The organism is Trichocoleus sp. FACHB-591 (assembly GCF_014695845.1).
Classification (GTDB): Bacteria; Cyanobacteriota; Cyanobacteriia; order FACHB-46; family FACHB-46; genus Trichocoleus.
Genome location: NZ_JACJPA010000045.1, coordinates 193,688 through 212,454, shown reverse-complemented (window position 1 = coordinate 212,454; position 18,767 = coordinate 193,688). Strand labels below are relative to the sequence as shown.

Sequence of the window (18,767 nt, the reverse complement as noted above, 5' to 3'; positions counted from 1 at the left end):
GCCGAACAATTTATTGTACAGAGTAGAGTTTAACTGTAGAGTTTCTGGTTTCAAGCAAATCAACGATTACTGTGCTGTAGATCCACTCTGGATTGGAGACTACACAGCAAGCTTTCGTATACTGCCCAAGATATATTGATAGAACGTCTGGTTATAAAGCAGTGTCTTATAGTGCCTATTGACTAATGCTAAAATCCTGCCCTCGAAAACTGGTCTACCAGGTCTGGGATGCGATTCAGGTTAAGGTGCGATCGCCCCTCCCCATCTTTAATCCACTCAATATCCCTAACTCATCTCTTTCCAGTCATCACCATTCGCACGCCACCTCTAGGAGCGAGGGTGAAGCCACGGCGTTGGAGTTTTACAGGCTCGTTATCTGCCAAGGTTAGTTGATATTGAGAGAGAACTGTTGCCAAGACCAGCTTCATTTCTAACTGCGCTAAGGCGTATCCCAAGCACCGCCGACTGCCGCCGCCAAACGGGAGATATTCTGAAGGGGAGTATTGCCGCTCTAGAAACCGTTCTGGCTGGAACTGTTGAGCATTGGGATACAGTTCTTCTCGGTAATGCACTAGATAAATGCTGGGGATAAAAGTGGTTTCAGGCGCAAACTCCTGGCCTGCTATCTGCACAGGTGATTTGGCAACGCGAGGGAAAATTACTGGGAGAACGGGGTACATCCGCAATGCTTCTTGGCAAATGGCATTGAGGTAAGGAAGCTGAGCTAGCTCCATTGGAGATGAGCGATCGCCCATGCTGTCTAGTTCATGCAGTAATTTTTCTCGCACCTGAGGGTTGCGATGGATTTGATAGAAAGCCCAAGCCAGAGTGGTTGCTGTTGTTTCATGTCCTGCAAACAAGATGGTCAGGAGTTCATCTCGGATCTCCTCATCGGTCATGGCTTGCCCCTGCTCATCTCGCACCGCCATCATCAGACTCAGGACATCCTTACGACCAGTTTCTCCTTGTGTACGTCTCTCTGCAATTTCTGCCTGAAGGAGAGCATGTACTTGGCGTTGCCGCTGCCGCATTTGGCCCCAAGGACTCCAGGTTCCCCAATCCTTTTGTAAGAATTTCAGAAATAGGAAGCTAGAGCGGAGTGGAGAATCTGTCATGTCTAGCCATTGCGTGAGGAGGGGTTTAAGTTGCTCGTAGCGCTCTCCTTCACTCAAGCCAAAGACGATTTGCAGAATGATCTCTAGACTCACTCGCTGCATGGCAGTCCGAGCTACAAACGTTTGGCCCACGTGCCATTGGCTGGCAACCTGTTCTGTGATCAAACAGATCTGTTGGGCGTAGGTCTGGAGCCTTTCTCCATGAAAAGGCGGCATTAACAGTTTGCGTTCGCGACGGTGGCGATCGCCATCCATCAACATCAGAGAGTTACGCCCAATCAGAGGTTCCGCGATCGCATTGGCTCGACCAATATCAAATTTGGCATCTTGGCTAAAGATGTCCTGGATCGCTTGGGGATTGCCTACCACGATTGGTCTTCCTAGACTCCCCAGCCGCAACGTGAACATATCCCCATACTGCTGGCTGTATTTCTGCTGAAATTGGATCGGGTCGGCAATCCAATTGAGCAATTGCCACCAAGCAGGTGTGTTAACCGGATTTGGTAATGGGCTCGGCATAATCTCTCTGCTGATTATTGATCTATTTCTAGAGCTACTAATTCACCAAATTGGATTTGTCAGGTTAAGTGGGCGAAGCTCATCCAACCCTAAGACTAATAGCGCCTTATGATCTGGCGCGATCGCTCAATCGGGAATCACAATCTCATTTAATCCGGGGGGTTCAGCAGGATACTGAGGATTCATGGATTCTAAAGTATCTGCGATCGTGCGAGCCACTACCAGATTGCGATACCACTTCTTGTTAGCAGGAATTGCATACCAAGGCGCATATTCCGTCGAGCAAGAATTGAGCGCATCTTGAAAGGCTATTTGGTAGTCGTCCCAAAGGAGACGTTCTTTGACATCATTTATCGAGAACTTCCAGCGTTTATCGGGTTCCGCCAAGCGAGATTCGAGGCGGCGCTTTTGCTCATCTTTAGAGATGTGGAGAAAGAACTTGAGCACCGTGATGTGATTCAGAGCCAACATGTGCTCAAACTCATTAATCAACTGGTAGCGCCCTCGCCAAATCTGTTCTGGCACCAACTGTTTCACCCGCGTCACCAACACATCTTCGTAGTGCGATCGGTTGAAGATGGCGATCATGCCTCGTCCCGGTGTGCGTTGATGATACCGCCAGAGAAAGTCGTGATTGAGTTCTTCGACACTAGGTTGCTTAAATGACCAAACTTGGCAACCTTGGGGATTCACGCCTTGAAACACACTTTTGATCGTGCCGTCTTTGCCTCCAGTATCAATGGCTTGCAGCACGATCAATAGGCTTTGCTTTTGCTCAGCGAATAAGCGGGCTTGTAGTTCTTGGAGGCGTTGCCTTTGTCGTTCTAATTCTTGTTCTGCATCTTTTTTGTTTTGGTAAGCATTCGACTCGTTAGGGTCGAGATCGGTTAGAGCAATCGGGTGCCCAGGACGGATGCGATAACGAGGGTAATCTGGCTTAGGATGGCGATCGCCGACATTATCCTCCGGAGTCATCACATCAGCAATCGCATCGGTGGCTTGATTGGCGGCTTTTTGAGCCTGATACATCTCTGTACTGATGCCGTTCTCTGCTGCTGCCTTCTTGGCTGCCTGCTTCTTCTTGCCCATCTGCTTTCCCTTGGCTTACCAGCTTGACTCACCTGAGTGATACATCACTTTAGGCGGTCTGTTTTCTAAGGTGAAGCGATCGCTTTCTCTTTTACAATCTAGCGATCGCTCTCAGCCTTATTCTAGCGACCACACTCAGTCGCACTGTCACCTAGCAAGCTTTCTCAAGATCTACATATTTCACCGAACTGGATTTGTGGAACGGGCTTTGCCCACTCCACATAACTCCAACCGTTTACCAAGGGCTGTAACCTAGCTGGTCGATTCCTAGCAATCCTTTTTGCTGTTCATAGCGCTGCAAGATTGCCAGCGTGTACTCGGCAACGCTGGGGTAGCGGTGTCCGCCATAATAGCTGGCTGTAGTGTGGTTATAACGATAAGGCTTGCCGCTGTACCAATGGGAAGCCACCCGACGAACGGCGATCGCTTCATCTCCGTTACTGGCAACTAAAGCAGCTTGCCAATATTGATTGAGTTTGAAGTCAATCACTTGGAGTTGGAGTTCAGGACTGTTGAGAAATTCTGAAGCTGTAATGGAGTGACCGAGGGCTTCTTTCGTCCAACTGGGGATGTTGGCAGGCATGACCTGGCCGTAGCCCAAGGCTCCTGAATGGCGGTTCACAGCTCGAAAATTAGCGCCACTTTCTTGTCCAATAATAGCGCGGCGGAGCGCAATCACTTGAGGAGGAAGCGAGGGGGTCGTTGATGATGGTTCTACCTGAAAATCATAGGTGCTGGCTTGAGCCGCAGGAACCACCACGGGCAGAGCTAGCCCTCCCATCAACAAACCTCGGACGACCAGAGTGGTTACGGCTGTGAGGGAGCGCGAACTTGTCCACTGTTTTAGCAAAATCTAACCTTCCTAAAATCAACTTCACACGGCATAACTTGAGTGACCAAAACTCAAGTCTCCTTACGATGCCTGTGCTCCTAAACCAGCAAATCGGTAAATCTACGGCTATCGGCTCTCTGCTGAGAGAATTTAGTGGAGATTTTTGGCGCTGCGATCGCTGAAAGACTGATTCTGTGGTTCGAGTTAGCGTCGGAATTAAATTAAGAGCCGATCGCGTGTGATTGAGCTAGCGATGTTTGGGGCGATCGCAAAAGCGGAATCTTCGTGCTTATACTGAACTGAATGGAATTCCAGACCATAAAAGGCTGTGAATTAGCGCAAAGCAATCAGTGAATTACGGCATTGAACAAATCAGGATAATTTTTTAATAAAGACTTTAATTTATGCATAGCTTTATTCCTCCGGAGCGGTTTTTTCCCTATCTCACCTGGACAGAAATTCAAGCCATGCCCGATAAAGCCAATGTGGTGCTAGTGCAGCCTCTAGGCGCGATCGAGCAGCATGGGCCGCATTTGCCGCTAATTGTGGATGCGGCGATCGGGGGAGCGGTTTTGGGTAAAGCGTTGCAGCAGCTAGAGGCCAGCGTTCCTGCCTATGCCTTACCACCGCTGTACTATGGCAAGTCCAATGAGCACTGGCATTTTCCGGGCACAATTACGCTCAGTGCTCAAACTTTATTGGCAACAATCAGCGAAATTGCCGAAAGTGTCTACAGAGCAGGATTCCGTAAGTTAGTGCTGCTGAACTCCCACGGTGGACAGCCCCAAGTACTGGAAATTGCGGCGCGGGATTTGCATGTCAAGTACGAAGATTTTAGTGTCTTTCCTTTGTTCGTTTGGCAAGCTCCACACATTGCCAAAGAACTCCTCAATCCTCAAGAACTGAAGTTGGGCATTCATGCGGGAGATGCGGAAACTAGCTTGATGCTGGCGATTTTGCCAAAGCAAATTCGGATGGAAAAGGCGATCGCGGAATATCCCCCAGAGCAGCCTGAAGGAAGCCTTTTGAGCATAGAAGGTAAACTACCTTTTGCTTGGACCACGCGAGACTTGAGCCAAAGTGGAGTAATTGGTGACCCAACCACTGCCAGCGCCGAAAAGGGCGATCGCCTCCTAGAGTCGCTGGCAGCAGGTTGGGTTCAAGTTATCCGAGATGTGTATGCGTTTCAGCCGCCTCAACAACGCTAGCAGGACCATTGGCCAAAACTTCTCGACGCCGCCACACTTGACTGATTCCCAAACCTGCTAAGGCTAGAAGCCCCCAAGCAGTCGTGGGTTCAGGGACAGAAGCTGAAGCCTGGCTGGTAGATCGCAGAGCTGTCAAAGTTGCGGAGTCTGAAGCTGACGCAGATTTAAGGGCCGCAAAGGTTGAAGTTGCCAAATCTGCACTGGTAGATTCAGGTGCGGCGAAAGCTGCTGCGGTTGTCGGTGGAAATAGAGCAACGAGGTTATCGAAGGCGAAATTACCAATCAACTGGTGAGCGGCTGTGGTGGGATGGATTCTGTCCCAAAACAAATACTCATTGGGGTTACTACAAATGCTGAATGGTTGTTGAACAAAACAAGAATCGGTAACATTGGTCAAGCCAAACTGAGACGGTTGGTTGATGACCTGCTGAAACAAAGTATTGATATCAAGCGGAATGATATTGGCATCAAAACCAGGCGATCGCTCTAAGCGCCTCATTTGGCGGAAGAGGAAATTATTGTGAGCTTTGGATAAGGCATTCAGCCTCGGGGCATCAGTGGTAGTACGGGTTAGCGGTAAAGTGCCTAAATCTGGTAGATTCACCACCAAAATATTTTGCGCTCCAGCCGCCTCTAGCGCACTAACTGCTGTAGTAATGTTGGTGACAGAGGGCTTGGGATTGGTAAAGGGTTGAAAAGTACTTTCTGTTGGTAGATAGTCATTCGCACCAGCCCACAGCACAAACAGAGCATTCGGATTTGCGGGAGCCTGCAAGTTAAGAAACTGGGCAATTTGCTGTTGCAGCGCTGGGAAAAGAGGAACTACGGTATTGGCTGTGCCTGAAGTGGCACCCCCAAAAGCAAAATTGGCTCCTTGCAGCGGCGGGTTTTGAGCCGAAAGCTGAGTGCTAGGGACAGGGCTAAGACCCAATTGAACTGATAAGTATTCCGCCCAAACAGAGCCATTGCTAAATCGCTGGGCATAAGGAGGGCTAGGGGGCACTAACCCGGCTGATGCTCTATAGGCGTTACCAGGATCGCTCAGACTATCGCCAAAAAAATACACTTGATTGAAGCTTAGGGTGGCGGCTGTGCTGGGCTGGCTAATTAAGGTCAAACTGCCGATCGCGATCGCAGCTCCCGAAATTCCTGTTAGTACTGTTCTCATAAAGCCTGTTCAATCTAACTTTGTAGAAAATTCGTTGCAAGAGCGATCTTTAGTTTGTAGCAAGCTTTACGTAAAACCACTCAGTATTCGAAATAACTTCACAGGAAATTCACCACTCAATCAAAAACCGATGTTACAACAGGGGCTAAGGAAGTGAAGTCTCAGTTATGTCGCAAATGCGATCGCCAGGATGACCTTCCTACCCCTTACCCTATCCACAGTCTAAAAATTGTAACTTTAGATACCATCTCTGTCTTAATTTCATTACATTGGAGTTAGAGACATTTCAACTTCCGTATTTCAGCCACGGTTTTCCAGTCACAGTATTTCCAGTCACAGCATTTAGTTCTGTCAGTCGAGGTTTTAACTATGCCTGAGCTTACCTGTACAGTTCCAGTTCCCCGAACTCCTCAAGAGTTGGACCAAGCTATTAAGCGCTATCGGAATACCGATTTACACGGCTACGAACTTTTCTGCCAATGGCAAGCCATCTGCGAAGGCTCAATGCAGCAAGACTTTTCCGAGCCTGGTGCAGACACGGTTCCCGGTGAAGACAGCTATTAAGCCTTTGCTAACATAATTGGCAGATCTTTCCTGAAAAGCTAAAGCTCTAGAGCGTAGGTAATACAGTAGCGACCCCCGCAGGGTCAGTGAATTACCAAGCTCTAGAACAGGTCATGAGAAATAAGTTTTTGGTATCTCTAGCAGGGCTGGCGATCGCCTTCATCGGTTTCACTGCTGCGACTGCTACTGTGCCAAATCCTTATCAATGGCTGCTCTTAAGCAAACTAGGCGCTCAACCCAATCCTAATCTTTGCCAAGATGCTGCCGCCATGCGGCGTTATCTGAGTAGTGGTGGCAATCCCAATGCAATGACTACCCTCGGGCAGGGAAGTACTGAGCAGCAAGTCTCTTTATTGGGCTGTGCCAATCCACAGGTAGCAGAGTTGTTGCTGGCTCAGCCAGATTTAGATTGGTATCAAGCCTTATATGATGCTGTGTCCCGCTATAGTGGCAACAGCGGCAAGCTCACGATAGAAACGCTTCTCGAAAAAGGAGCTGATGTCAATCATAAATTTGAGTCCGGCAAGACGCTCCTGCATCTAGCTAAAACGCAAGCGATCGCCCAATTTTTAGTCGCAAAAGGGGCGGAAATTAACGCCAAAGATCTAAACAACAGCACACCCCTGCATGTAGCTGCCACGGATGCGACCACCAGAAACCTCGTTAAGCTACTTTTAGCACAAGGTGCCGAGGTGAACGCCCGCGATCGCGAAGGCAAAACGCCATTACATGCAGCAACAGCAACAATCCAAAATACAGAAACCGTGAAGCTCCTGCTCGCTTCTAGTGCTGAGGCTGGAGCCAAAGCGCAGGACGGCAACACTCCCTTGCATGGAGCCGCCATAATGCGACTTGATGTGGCAGACCTACTACTACGCCAGGGAGCTAACCCAATGGCTAGACGTAGAGATGGGAGAACCCCACTCTCCTTAGCCGCGGAGTTCTCCTCGCCAGCAATGGTAGAACTGCTGCTGAGCCAAGGAACTAATGTCAATTTGCCAGATGGTTATGGCATGACTCTGGTGCATTGGGCAGCAAGATCTAGCCAGGTGGAAACTCTCAAGCTAGTCTTGGCGAGAGAAGCTGATGTCCGGGTTAAGCGCAAAGATGGCATGACTCCTCTAGCGATCGCCGCGCAATTTCCAGACGCGAAAGGAGACAAAATCAAACTGCTGCTGGCCCACGGTGCAGATGTAAATGCCGAGGATAACCAAGGCAAGACCGCCCTACACCATTTAGCTGCCGCCCCGGCTATTGAAAAGAGAAAAGCCTTTGATCTTCTCTTAGCCGCAGGAGCGGAAATTAACGCTAAAGATCGCGCTGGCAATACACCGATACAGTTAGCTAAAAAAGCTGGTCTTCAAGGAGAAATCAGCCTTCTCAGAAGTCGTGGCGCAATTGAATAGAGCCAGCAACTTACAAGACTAATGCGACACCAAACTCTGGTCTATCCGCTTAATTGCCCGCTTAATCAGCCTGACTCCCTTAGGATTACCGTGAGCTAAACATAGCTCTTCGGCTTGCTGCAAGTGATCTAAACCTTGATCCACATCTCCTTGCTTGCTCAATGCTACACCTAGGTTGTAATGAGTTTCCGCAGAATCAGGAGCCAGATCGAGCGCTTCTTGAAATTCCTCGATCGCCTTATCTAGTTTTCCTTGTCGCCCTAGAGCAACACCAATCTGATAATGCATTTCAGCCGAAAGCTCGTAGGTTTGCTCCAAGCTGAAGTGATGAGATCCATGCGTTGCCTGTTGCGGTTGCTGTTGCTGGCGTAGGTGCTCAGCAGCTTTTCTAGCAGCGCTAGTGAGTTGAGCTTGAGATTCCTGCACTTTTTGTTTAGCTGTCTGAGCCGTGTCAGCTAACTTCGCTTGAGATGACTGAACAACCTCCTGAGCTGAGTCAGCCATATGAGTTGCAGAAGTCTTAACTTGTTCAGAAGCATCCTTGACAGTGCTAACTACTCCTTCGATGGCATGGGTGGTACTTGGGCTGTCGTCATTGCTAATGGCCGCTCCAGCAATACCTCCCACCACAGCACCGATCGTGGCTCCGACGCGACCCGCAAATAAGCGTCCAATCGCAGCGCCTGCGACACCACCACTCACAGCCGCCGCAACTGTCGTTGTGACTGGATCTGTGCCGAGTTGCTCAGCCAAAGTATGACTTTCTGCATGGTCCAAGTGGGATGGCGCGGTCGTGAGGTCATCAGCCTCAGAGGGTTGGTTAAAAGGTTGGATGCCACTGCTAGTCATAGTCGTCTCCACTTGCTAAAAATCGGCTCGCTGCGATGTCTCGTCTGATAAATATTTATTATTTGCTTACCAATCTACCGAACTCACGCAGCTAGTTCACCGAGCAAAAGAGAGACTGTTGCAACCTCTGACTCAGCCCACGGTTGTACGCCGGAATAGGCAAAGCTCGGGAAAAGTGAAGTAAGGCGATCGCTCACCAATTGCTCACCAACCGCTCACTGACCCGATTCAATTCTGATTGTTCTTTGCCAGCTAAGAACCGGAGCGCGACGTACTGAAAGCCGACTTTCGCAATTCACAGAACCAGGATGGTTTAAGATGTCTGCTGATGCAATTCTATTTAATTGCTCTTAACGTCCAGCTTAGGGTTGTGCCTCAGCCTAGAGCAGGGAACTTTATGGGAATACTTTATTTCAATCAGTGAATTGGTTGAAGAATTTGAACTGCCGTGGGCTGCATCAAGCCAGTTTTGTTTAGTCCTGTTCTTGTGCGTCTGAAGGAGTGTTCCACCTTTCCATGAGATTTTCGCGACTGTTGCCCTCTGTATGTCATCAGAGCCAAATTCCCAAGCCTCCCTCTTGGAAGTCTTACTACCGCGGTTTTGTAGCTACTGCTGCCTTGACAACCAGCCTCATCAGCCAAACCGTCTGGACCCAACCCCCTCAAGCCCAAGCAGCAGCCTACTGTCAGCTCTCAGCCGAGGCGATCGCGCAAAAAGAAGCAGCTCGCCAAGCAGCCATGAAAGGGGAAGAGAAAGCTAAAGAGCGTTACAAAGCTTTAGTTCGTGAGCATGCAGCACAAATGCAGCAGTGCCGTAGCCGTACTTGGCCGCAAACACAAGCCGTTTGGTTGCGCCTCTACCCTTGCGATCTCCAGCCAGGGGCGCTAGAAAGCGTCATGGATCGCATCATCAATCGTGGCTACAACCAAGTCTATGTAGAAGTTTTCTACAACGGGCAAGTCTTGTTGCCAATGGCGGAGAATCCCACAGCTTGGCCTTCAGTGGTTCGGGTACCAGGTTCGGAAAAAGCTGATTTGCTAGCGCAAGCGATCCAGAAGGGCCGTGAGCGAGGGCTGAAAGTCTATGCCTGGATGTTCACGATGAACTTTGGCTATTCTTACTCGCAACGGCCTGATCGTCAGCAAGCGATCGCTCGCAATGGCAGCGGCGAGACGACAACGACCACCCGCAGTATTTTTGACCCCAACGGGGAAACGGGGGTGGTGATTGCAGATGAAACTTTTATCGATCCTTATAGTATTCAAGCCAAACAAGATTACTACCAGATGGTGCAAGCGGTAGTCCGTCGCCGTCCAGACGGGGTGCTGTTTGACTACATTCGCTATCCCAGAGGCACAGGTGCCGCTTCGATTTCCAGTAAAGTTAAAGACTTATGGATCTATGGCGACTCAGCCCAGCAGGCTCTATATCAACGCGCTTTGAACAATAAAGGTTTAGAGCTAATGCGACGATTCTTGGGTCGCGGGTATATTACGGCGGGCGATGTGGCTGCGGCAGATAAGCTGTATCCCCAAGAGGCAGAGCCGATGTGGCAGGGGCGCACTCCTTCTCGCTTACTTAAGGCATTGCCCGCAGCCCAACGCCAACCCGTGCTGCAACAAGAGTTGTGGCTCTTGACAGTCGCTCACGCGCTGCAAGGAATTGTAGATTTCTTGAACCTGGCGATCTCACAAGTGCAACAGCAAGGAATTGCGTCGGGAGCTGTCTTTTTCCCGGATGGCAATCAGACGATTGGGCAAGGGTTTGATTCTCGATTGCAGCCGTGGGAACGCTTCCCAACTTCGATCGAGTGGCACCCAATGTCCTACGGCGTTTGTGGTGACCCTAGCTGTGTGGTTTCCTTGGTGCGGCGGGTGGTGAGTATGTCTCCTCCAGGGACCAGAATTACCCCCGCGATCGCAGGAGCGTGGGGACAGTCTCTTGGCAACCGTCCATCTCTGGAACTTCAGATGCAAGCGATTCGCCAAGCTGCTCCACAAATTAATGCAGTGAGCCACTTTGCCTATTCCTGGCAAGAACCTCAGTCCGATCGCGATCGCAAATCTTGTAAAGCGAAGTAGAGATAGAGATGGGGCTAGGGCTGGTTATCTCTGGCCCTCTCTGTGGCCCCCTTACTGGCCCATTGGGCGATCGCTTGAGTCAGCCCTGGCAAAGTGTATTCCTGCGCTTCGACCTCGACTCGGCCAAAGCGTTCTAGACAAGTTTTGGAAGTTTGGGGGCCAATAGAGGCAATACAGGCACTTTTGAGTTCATCAATCAGAAATGAATGTCCTAGGGCTGCTTCGACGAGCTGGCAGAAATGCTTCACGGTTTTGGAGCTAGCGAAGGTGATGATATCCACAGAACCGTGTTGTAAAGCATTGAGAGCGGCAGGGGCGATCGCACTAGGGCAACCCGACTGGTAAGCCGCTATCTCCACCACTTCCGCACCTTGAGCGGTGAATTCTTTCACCAGGACTTCTCGCCCCCCACTCTCAACTCTAGGAAATAGAATTTTTGCACCTTGCAGGCTAGCTTCGGGAAAGTGAGCCACCAAGGAATCCGCAACAAAATCGGGTGGAGTGAAATCTGCGTTCAGGCCACGTTGCCCCAGGCTGGCAGCGGTTTTCTGGCCCACGACGGCAATTTTGACTCCTGCCAAGGTCCGCGCATCCTTGCCTTGAGCGGCCAAACGCTCAAAAAAGTAATCCACAGCGTTGGTTGAGGTGAGCACCAGCCAGTTAAAGGTAGAGAGCTGGGCGATCGCTTGATCTAACTCATCCCAACTCGACGGTGGACCAATCTCCAAAGCGGGCATTTCTACCACTTGGGCACCAATGGCTTGCAAGCGATCGCAAAACTCGCTCGACTGACCCACCGAGCGAGTCACTAAAACGGTCTTACCCGCGAGGGGCAGTGGGGTTGTTAGGGCTTGTTCAGGAGTGCTAACCACAGTTTCAGTTGTAGGTAACAGAGAATGCAGCACCAAACCGTTCACAGAGTTTGGCTGTGTATCATTCTGCCTGTTTATGGGCGATCGCAGGTAGTCCCGTAGTCCCACAACTTCACCAATGGTAATTACGCAAGGAGACAGAGACACCCCTGTTGTTTGCGCCACAATGGTTGCCAAGGTGCCCACCCAAACTTGTTGCTGGGGTCGTCCTGCCCAGCGCACGATCGCGATCGGGGTATCGGATGATTTTCCTTGTTGCTGCAACCGCGCCACAATCTCAGCTAAGTTTCTGCCACCCATTAGTAAAGTGAGGGTTTCGATTTGAGCTAAAGCAGACCAATTGAGTGCTTCTAGGTCGTGAGCGGTGGCGACAGCAAAGCAGCGGCTCAAGGTTACATCGGTGAGGGGAATGCCTGCAAATAAAGGGGCCGCGATCGCAGAAGAAATCCCTGGCACGACTTCAAACGCACAATCAGCCGCAACCAAAGCCTGAATTTCTGAAGTAGAGCGACCAAAGATAAACGGATCACCACTTTTCAATCGCACTACTTGTTTTCCTTGCAGGCAATGCTCCACCAACAGGCGATCGATCTCAGCTTGAGGTGTACTCGGTTGCCCACCCCGCTTGCCCACATTCAGTTTCAAGCAGTTCTTTGGGACGAATTGCAGTAACTCTTCCTCGGCCAAGGCATCGTAAACCAGCACCTCAGCTTGCGTCAGCACTTGGTAGCCGCGCACCGTCAGGTAAGCCACATCCCCTGGCCCCGAACCAATAAGATAAACCTTGCCGTTTTTCTGAATCATGGTCATCGCGTTAAGGCATAGGAATACACATCACGGGGTTCTTGGCTGAGGTTCTGCAGAATCATAAAGCGACGCAACACGCCCTCTTGCATCATGCCTGCTTTCTCCATCACTCTTGCTGAAGCAATATTTTCTACATCACACTGAGCTTCAATGCGATAGAGCTGTGGTAGCGCTAAACCAGCCTTCAACACAGCCCGCAACGCTTCGGTTACATATCCTTGACCCCAAAACTGACGGGCTAAAACGTACCCAACCTCAGCTCGGTGCCCTTCTAGTCTTAGCTCAATCATGCCTAGAAGCTGACCATCCTCGGCACGAGTCATGATCCAGGGAAAGCGATCGCCTTGATGCCAAGCTGCCAAACACTCAGTTAAGAATGCTTGGGTTTCAGTAATAGACTGATGGGGTTGCCAAATCAGGTAGCGCGTCACTTCTGGATCCTGGGCATAAGTTTGAAAGATTGCATTAGCATCCTCCAGCCTTGGAGGCCGCAGCAGTAACCGTTCTGTATAAAGGGACTTGGGCAACAAGGAAAACTCCAACTTCAAACTTAAAAGAGGCTAAGTTGGGCGGGAGGCTGGTCGAAGCTATCCCACGGTAGGGCAGGGACGGGTACGCCTTGTTTTTCGAGTAGGTGTTGAAAGGCGCGGGCATAACCGGGCGATCGCGCTTCTTGGGGACAGTGCATAAAGAAATAAATGCGAGTGCCTTGACGCAGCCACTGGTCTACATGCGTGACCCACTCCGCCCAATATTCCTCATTAACTTCGCGCTCTGGATGGTTGATGAAGCGAACCAAACTAAACGGAGCGGTCACACTAGGTTGCAGCGGAAGTTTAGGTTTGCGTCGTTCGGAATTGAGCTGCGGGTCAGTGGGGCCATTGTAGACAGCGCGAGTGTCAAGCAAAACTCGCCCTACACCTAAATTTTCCAGAAGAGTAGTAAGTTGCGTGGCGTGAGTTGGCTTAAACCAATCCAAGTGGCGCACTTCTAGGGCCAAGGGAGCGGTTTCGCGCGGCCACGCTTGGAGGAAAGCGGTAAGGTCATCCAGCCAAGCAGGACTGTAACTGGGTGGCAACTGCACAAACATTGGTCCCAAGCGATCGCCCAACCCCTGCATGTGTTCTAGAAAGCCTAAGGCTGCGGGAATTTGGGGTGCTAACAAGCCTTGGTGGGTAATGTCGCGGGGTAACTTGAGGCAAAACTCGAAGCCAGGAGGAGTTTCAGCCGCCCATCGCGCTACCGTTTCCGCATCAGGCACCGAGTAAAACGTGGTGTTGCCTTCAACGGTGGTGATGCGGCGACTATAAAGTTGCAGGAAGTCGGTAGGGCGACTTTTCAGGGGAAACAAATCACCCACCCAATTTTTGTAAGCCCAAACGGCACAGCCTAGAAAAAAGTTCATGTTTTTGATCCTAGACTGAAACCTCCCTCCGGTTTCACTAAGACCCACTTCACATTTTCGCTTTTCAAGCCTGGGAACGTCTGGAATCTCTAGAGCAAGTAGTTAAAACGGAGAGGGTGGGATTCGAACCCACGGTCTCTTTCGAGACACTCGATTTCAAGTCGAGCGCATTCGACCACTCTGCCACCTCTCCAGGCGTTTGGTTAAGGTGCCAATCCATTTAGAGGAACCCAAACCGAAGAATATTCTAACCCGTTCGGCTGCAAACTGTTAGGTTTTTGTTGCAATCCGGTATTTTTCCTACACTGCTTCGGCTACGGCATTGGTTTTGCGGTACATCAATTGCTCTGAAACCACCTCAAAGTCTTGATTCACCCAAACCAAAGACGCTTGCTCTACCACTCCCGCTTGCAGAGAAACCAAAGAGAAATTGCGTAAGCGATCGCCCTCTACCTGCTTAATCCGAGGCACATTGGCGGCGTTGAGATAAACAGTGCCTTTAGCGTCTTCATAGACAGACGTTCTTAAGCGCTCTCTGGTGTGGCGCAGGTTGTGGTGCATGTGCCCAAAAGCTACCAAGGGCACTGCTTTACCAAGGAGATGAGTTTGAGCGATCGCGGCAGCAAAGTCAGGATCGCCATAATCTCCCCCAATGGGCATCCAATCTCGGCCACAAGGGTCTTCTGGGCGATCGCCGAGTCCGGTAGGGCCGCAGTGACCTAAGAAAATCACCGTTTCGTAAGCTGTACTTTGGACTGCTTCTAAAATCTTGGCAGTGGATTCTTGGAAACTGGTCACTCCATAGCGATCGCGGTAGAACTGTTCGTTTTTCCAAGAGGAACCACCCCAGCTAAACGGACGACTTCCAACGACGGTTAAGTTAAAAGCGGGGAAGTCGAGCTTGCTGTACCCAACATGGGTTTCACCAAGCAAATCTAGCTGGTCTTGCACCCAGTCTTCTTTGGTTCGATCGTAGGGACACTTTTTTCTACCCCAGTCGGAGGCGCTATACCAAGCGTCGTGGTTACCCATGATTGCGGCTTTGGGTAAGTCTACGGCAGCGATCGCGCGTACCACTTCCACGGATTCATTGCCGAAGTCCCCCACAAATAGCGCTAAATCCACGCCTAAGTGCTTCAGGGCTTGCCCATCCTCAGCTTCCCAAGCATCGTGGACATCACCAATAACTGCAATTTTGATGGTTTGGTTGCGATCGCTCTGACTGCTCATGCCTATTCCTTTTCGTCGCTAGGGGCTGACCGAAACAACCCCTTTTCCAGCATAGGCAAGCATCGGGCGTTTTAACAGAACTTTAGGGCAGAGTTATGGAAAAGCAACAGCTTACATACAGACTAAGAAACAAGTTTATTAAGGTCTAGGCTTTCCTTGACTATTCATAGGTCGTCTAAACCTATATCTACCTCTCTCATTTGCTGCTTCCTGTACAGAGCTATAGCACCATTTAGGTACGATGGAGTCATATTCTTTGTCTGAAGGTTTCCAGATAATTCCATCGTAACCGTCTTCTTTTTTGTTCAGAGTCACCTTGATGAGATAGCCAGGTCTACATCTCGGTGGATCAAATCGATCATCTGGAGGACAACCACCTGTAAAATTTTCTCTTTTGCGTTGTTCATACAACCAAGCTTCTCGCTCAGCAGCGGCCTGTGACTCTTTGTTTTTTGCGGCTTGCCTAAGTGCCTCATGTTGAGTTTTTAATTTAGCTTCTCTCTTTAATTTCTCCTGATAAACCTTCCATTCTTGTCTTTTTTGGTCAGCCTCTGCTTGCTCTCTTCTCTCTTCAGCCTCCTTACGCTGTTTTTCTAATTCCTGTAATTTCCTTTGCTGCCTAGCATAAGCTTCGCGCTGAACTACTACCCTCTCAGTGGCTACATGGTCAGCTTGATTAATATTAATAAGAACTGACTGAAGCTCCGAAATCTGCTCAACTAGCTTCGGATTATTCTCAAATACTCTTTGAGCCTTATGAAGTTGTTCCAAACGTTGCTCAAGCCTGCTACCTGAAAGAGTAGATATCTCGTTAAGGTTATACTCAGAGATAGTTTGAAGCGCTGTTGAAATTCGCTTATTTGCAAAGTTTTCCGCCTCTGTATATTGAGGCGCTAATATAGAGAACATGCCTGCTGCTAGGGTTGCAAGGATAATTGCTGCTATTAGTAAAGGAACCTGCCACCAAAGTATATAGCCGGAAGCGCATAGTGCAGCAGTAACAAGGATAAGTTCAAACCAGGCTTTTGCTCCCCCTTGTACGGAGAATATACCCAGTGTAAATAGCCTTACTAGGATTTCGAGCAGTAAATAGATTGGTTGTGCTACATATATCTGACTTGTTTGCCTTCTAAGCACTATTCTTTGATATCCTCAACCTTTACTTAGGCTTTTGTGGCTTCAGATAGTAAGTCCTGGTTCGGTTAGGGTCATTATTCAGATTTATGGTGTATCTTGCAGTCTTGAATCCTTCCTTAATAAGAGTGATCTCAATATCTCTTCTAGCTGGAATGTCTATTTGAACGAATCCATCTGTATTAGTTTTCCTAACCTCCGGTGCTCCTTTGGATACTAGTCTGACCTCTACATTTTCTAGAGGTTTAGCGGTGTCTGACACTACGATGATGTCAACGTTTACTAACTCTGTAGCAGCTTGTTTGGGATTACTTTGTTCGGAGGTTTGTTGTTCACTAAGTTTAGGTATCTCTATTAAACCTGCAACTACAAGAGCTAGGAAGATTAAACCAAAGCAAATTTTAATAAATAAAGGCCAATCTTTAATATTTTGCACCGATCGCCACCTTTAAGACCCTATCCCTGCTCAATTAGCTATTGATAAGCTATTCAATAGCTGATAACGCCCTCATGTAGAAGCTATATCAAGAATTGAGATTGTTTAACCATTATTCAAACTAAGATTTTAAGCCTCAATACTCTATTTAGGGTGATTGGACTAGCAAACTTTCCGCTAGTACTTACAGAAAGCGCAATTATTTCGAAGCTTTCAATATTTTCTTTAGGAAGTTTGACAATATATATTCTGCATCATGGTGCGATAGGGGTAACACAGCAATACGTTTTGGTAAAAAACACTATAATTGAAGTACAATAAGATACTTTACACTTCTTTGCACTCTAGGCGGCTTGCAACTGTGTTTACCACTGCCCTTCCTCAGCAACGCTCCAACCCATCCACCGCTTTTCCTCAAGACTTGTTCGCAGCGATTCAAGCGCTGAAGCAAGAACTAAACGCCATTATTCTGGCTCATTACTACCAAGACCCAGACATTCAGGATGTCGCTGACTACCTGGGGGATTCACTGGGCCTTTCGCAACAAGCCGCCCAAACTGATGCGGATGTGATTGTGTTTGCTGGCGTTCACTTTATGGCGGAAACTGCCAAAATTCTCAACCCTAACAAGCTGGTGTTGCTACCCGACTTGGACGCGGGTTGTTCCTTGGCAGACAGTTGCTCACCCCAAGCCTTTGCCGAGTTCAAAGCGGCCCACCCGAATCATTTAGTGGTGTCTTACATTAACTGCACCGCTGAGATTAAGGCGATGAGCGACATCATCTGCACCAGCTCCAATGCGGTCAAGATTGTGCGCCAAATCCCGGAAGACCAACCGATTATCTTTGCACCCGATCGCAACTTAGGTCGTTATGTGATGGAACAAACCGGGCGAGATTTGGTGTTGTGGCAAGGAAGCTGCATGGTACACGAAACTTTTTCTGAGAAGAAGATTGTGCAGTTGCAGATGGAACATCCTGATGCGGAAGTGATCGCTCACCCGGAATGTGAACCTGCAGTACTGCGTCATGCTCAATACATTGGTTCGACTACGGCATTGCTGAAGTATGCAAAGCAAAGCGATCGCCAAGCTTTTATTGTGGCGACGGAACCGGGGATTATTCACCAAATGGAGAAGCAAGCCCCTCACAAGCGGTTTATTCCTGCACCGCCGATGAATAATTGTGCCTGCAATGAATGTCCTCACATGCGGTTGAATACGCTGGAGAAGTTGTATTTGGCGATGAAGCAGCGATCGCCGGAGATTACGTTGCCCGAAGATGTGCGGGTAAGAGCACTGCGTCCGATTCAGCGGATGCTGGAGATGAGTTAAACGTCTTTCTTTAGTTAAATATCTTTGAGAAATCCGAGCCTTGGGGGCACTCGCTCCCAAACCTCCGCTGAGGGACGGTTGCGTCCCCCAGACTCCCTCTAAACGAACGTAACGGTAGTGTTTCGAGGCTTGAGGTCTTACCTCTTAACTTCTGGCTCCCCCTTCCCTCTAGGGAAGGGGGCTGGGGGGTTAGGTTCTTTACCCATTAATAAAGTGCTGAATTTGCACGACTAACAGCTCGACAATGCCGTCTTGAGTTTCGAGGCTGGTTTGGGCTTCGGCTTCAACTCGCTGGACGGCGTCGGGTGACAGGTTTAGTAGGCTTTTTAGGCGTTCGTAGGCTTTGGCTTCTTCTTCGTTGATTTCCGGTTCGTTGGGGGTGCGAGCGCTGGAGCGGATGACTTCGTAGCCTAGGCGTAGCACTAATTCGCGTTCTTCCTGTCGATCGAGTTTTGGGATGATCTCTTCTAGGGGAATGTTTTGAAGTAGATAGTCTCGCAATTCCTGTTGCAATCTCTGCTGCTGTTTAGGGTCGTTGGCAAACAGGCGGCTGAATTGGTCGAGCATGAGGTCAATTTCTTCGGTAGCCAGGTGGCCGTCAGACCAAGCCATTGAAGCCACAGCTCGCAACAGATTCATCTGGCGAGGGGTAATGGATGGGGGCGGTTGAGTCGGCATGATTTCCCTCCCATCGGGAAGCGTCAAGAAGTGGACAAAC

Annotated in this window: 17 protein-coding genes and 1 tRNA gene; 5 read left to right on the top strand and 13 right to left on the bottom strand. The window is 49.4% G+C overall.

The window, feature by feature from the left end:
* Positions 1-290: 290 nt before the first annotated feature.
* The 3 genes from H6F90_RS09140 to H6F90_RS09130 all read right to left on the bottom strand — a co-directional run bounded on the left by H6F90_RS09140 (position 291) and on the right by H6F90_RS09130 (position 3,573).
* On the bottom strand, positions 291-1,634 hold the full coding sequence (locus H6F90_RS09140; RefSeq protein WP_190552139.1) for a cytochrome P450: 1,344 nt from the start codon (positions 1,632-1,634) through the stop codon (positions 291-293).
* Between the two features lie 126 nt (positions 1,635-1,760).
* Positions 1,761-2,723: a polyphosphate kinase 2 family protein gene (locus H6F90_RS09135; RefSeq protein WP_190552137.1), complete on the bottom strand. Its 963-nt coding sequence runs from the start codon at positions 2,721-2,723 to the stop codon at positions 1,761-1,763.
* A 235-nt stretch (positions 2,724-2,958) separates the two neighbouring features.
* Positions 2,959-3,573, bottom strand: a complete 615-nt coding sequence (locus H6F90_RS09130) for a lytic transglycosylase domain-containing protein (RefSeq protein ID WP_190439235.1) — start codon at positions 3,571-3,573, stop codon at positions 2,959-2,961.
* A 386-nt stretch (positions 3,574-3,959) separates the two neighbouring features.
* Between H6F90_RS09130 and H6F90_RS09125 the strand changes: the two genes are divergently transcribed.
* The gene (locus tag H6F90_RS09125) at positions 3,960-4,763 is read left to right on the top strand and encodes a creatininase family protein (protein ID WP_190552135.1); all 804 of its coding nucleotides are present in this window, start codon (positions 3,960-3,962) and stop codon (positions 4,761-4,763) included.
* On the opposite strand, the gene H6F90_RS09120 is transcribed toward H6F90_RS09125, so the two are convergent.
* Entirely contained in the window at positions 4,720-5,931 is a 1,212-nt protein-coding gene (locus H6F90_RS09120) for an SGNH/GDSL hydrolase family protein (RefSeq protein ID WP_190552133.1), read from the bottom strand. The genes H6F90_RS09125 and H6F90_RS09120 overlap by 44 nt on opposite strands.
* A 369-nt stretch (positions 5,932-6,300) precedes the next feature.
* On the opposite strand from H6F90_RS09120, the gene H6F90_RS09115 reads away from it, so the two are divergent.
* Together H6F90_RS09115 and H6F90_RS09110 are read left to right on the top strand one after the other, a co-directional pair.
* Positions 6,301-6,495: a hypothetical protein gene (locus H6F90_RS09115; RefSeq protein ID WP_190439226.1), complete on the top strand. Its 195-nt coding sequence runs from the start codon at positions 6,301-6,303 to the stop codon at positions 6,493-6,495.
* A 113-nt stretch (positions 6,496-6,608) separates the two neighbouring features.
* A complete protein-coding gene (locus tag H6F90_RS09110) occupies positions 6,609-7,901 on the top strand; it encodes an ankyrin repeat domain-containing protein (RefSeq protein WP_190552131.1) in 1,293 nt (430 codons plus the stop codon).
* Positions 7,902-7,919: 18 nt separating this feature from the next.
* Here the strand turns inward: H6F90_RS09110 and H6F90_RS09105 are convergent, their stop codons facing one another.
* Positions 7,920-8,750 (bottom strand): tetratricopeptide repeat protein, encoded by an 831-nt coding sequence (locus H6F90_RS09105; protein WP_190552129.1) that lies wholly within the window; start codon positions 8,748-8,750, stop codon positions 7,920-7,922.
* A gap of 516 nt (positions 8,751-9,266) precedes the next feature.
* Here H6F90_RS09105 and H6F90_RS09100 point away from each other — a divergent pair.
* Positions 9,267-10,832, top strand: coding sequence for a hypothetical protein (locus H6F90_RS09100; protein WP_199295806.1), 1,566 nt, complete (start codon positions 9,267-9,269; stop codon positions 10,830-10,832).
* A 14-nt stretch (positions 10,833-10,846) separates the two neighbouring features.
* Here the strand turns inward: H6F90_RS09100 and cobA are convergent, their stop codons facing one another.
* The 7 genes from cobA to H6F90_RS09065 all read right to left on the bottom strand — a co-directional run bounded on the left by cobA (position 10,847) and on the right by H6F90_RS09065 (position 16,716).
* Positions 10,847-12,508 (bottom strand): uroporphyrinogen-III C-methyltransferase, encoded by a 1,662-nt coding sequence (cobA, locus tag H6F90_RS09095; RefSeq protein WP_190552127.1) that lies wholly within the window; start codon positions 12,506-12,508, stop codon positions 10,847-10,849.
* A 2-nt stretch (positions 12,509-12,510) separates the two neighbouring features.
* Complete coding sequence (locus H6F90_RS09090) at positions 12,511-13,041, bottom strand: GNAT family N-acetyltransferase (protein ID WP_190552125.1); 531 nt, start codon at positions 13,039-13,041, stop codon at positions 12,511-12,513.
* A gap of 20 nt (positions 13,042-13,061) precedes the next feature.
* Entirely contained in the window at positions 13,062-13,916 is an 855-nt protein-coding gene (locus H6F90_RS09085) for a DUF72 domain-containing protein (protein ID WP_190552124.1), read from the bottom strand.
* 108 nt (positions 13,917-14,024) lie between these two features.
* Positions 14,025-14,109 (bottom strand) — tRNA-Ser (locus H6F90_RS09080).
* A gap of 107 nt (positions 14,110-14,216) precedes the next feature.
* A complete protein-coding gene (locus H6F90_RS09075) occupies positions 14,217-15,146 on the bottom strand; it encodes a TIGR04168 family protein (protein ID WP_190552122.1) in 930 nt (309 codons plus the stop codon).
* 138 nt (positions 15,147-15,284) lie between these two features.
* A complete protein-coding gene (locus tag H6F90_RS09070; RefSeq protein WP_190552120.1) occupies positions 15,285-16,283 on the bottom strand; it encodes a hypothetical protein in 999 nt (332 codons plus the stop codon).
* Between the two features lie 22 nt (positions 16,284-16,305).
* A complete protein-coding gene (locus tag H6F90_RS09065; protein ID WP_190552118.1) occupies positions 16,306-16,716 on the bottom strand; it encodes a carboxypeptidase regulatory-like domain-containing protein in 411 nt (136 codons plus the stop codon).
* A gap of 361 nt (positions 16,717-17,077) precedes the next feature.
* Here H6F90_RS09065 and nadA point away from each other — a divergent pair, with 361 nt between their 5' ends.
* Positions 17,078-18,049, top strand: coding sequence for a quinolinate synthase NadA (gene nadA / locus H6F90_RS09060; protein WP_190552116.1), 972 nt, complete (start codon positions 17,078-17,080; stop codon positions 18,047-18,049).
* A 198-nt stretch (positions 18,050-18,247) separates the two neighbouring features.
* Here the strand turns inward: nadA and H6F90_RS09055 are convergent, their stop codons facing one another.
* Positions 18,248-18,727, bottom strand: a complete 480-nt coding sequence (locus H6F90_RS09055) for a TerB family tellurite resistance protein (RefSeq protein ID WP_190439207.1) — start codon at positions 18,725-18,727, stop codon at positions 18,248-18,250.
* Positions 18,728-18,767: the final 40 nt, after the last annotated feature.

Excerpts from the sequence above, each read along its gene's own strand:
- H6F90_RS09140 (WP_190552139.1), bottom strand. The coding sequence starts at position 1,634 with ATGCCGAGCCCATTACCAAATCCGGTTAACACACCTGCTTGGTGGCAA.
- H6F90_RS09135 (WP_190552137.1), bottom strand. The coding sequence starts at position 2,723 with ATGGGCAAGAAGAAGCAGGCAGCCAAGAAGGCAGCAGCAGAGAACGGC.
- H6F90_RS09125 (WP_190552135.1), top strand. The coding sequence starts at position 3,960 with ATGCATAGCTTTATTCCTCCGGAGCGGTTTTTTCCCTATCTCACCTGG.
- H6F90_RS09120 (WP_190552133.1), bottom strand. The coding sequence starts at position 5,931 with ATGAGAACAGTACTAACAGGAATTTCGGGAGCTGCGATCGCGATCGGC.
- H6F90_RS09115 (WP_190439226.1), top strand. The coding sequence starts at position 6,301 with ATGCCTGAGCTTACCTGTACAGTTCCAGTTCCCCGAACTCCTCAAGAG.
- H6F90_RS09110 (WP_190552131.1), top strand. The coding sequence starts at position 6,609 with ATGAGAAATAAGTTTTTGGTATCTCTAGCAGGGCTGGCGATCGCCTTC.
- H6F90_RS09105 (WP_190552129.1), bottom strand. The coding sequence starts at position 8,750 with ATGACTAGCAGTGGCATCCAACCTTTTAACCAACCCTCTGAGGCTGAT.
- H6F90_RS09100 (WP_199295806.1), top strand. The coding sequence starts at position 9,267 with ATGAGATTTTCGCGACTGTTGCCCTCTGTATGTCATCAGAGCCAAATT.
- cobA (WP_190552127.1), bottom strand. The coding sequence starts at position 12,508 with ATGATTCAGAAAAACGGCAAGGTTTATCTTATTGGTTCGGGGCCAGGG.
- H6F90_RS09085 (WP_190552124.1), bottom strand. The coding sequence starts at position 13,916 with ATGAACTTTTTTCTAGGCTGTGCCGTTTGGGCTTACAAAAATTGGGTG.
- H6F90_RS09075 (WP_190552122.1), bottom strand. The coding sequence starts at position 15,146 with ATGAGCAGTCAGAGCGATCGCAACCAAACCATCAAAATTGCAGTTATT.
- H6F90_RS09055 (WP_190439207.1), bottom strand. The coding sequence starts at position 18,727 with ATGCCGACTCAACCGCCCCCATCCATTACCCCTCGCCAGATGAATCTG.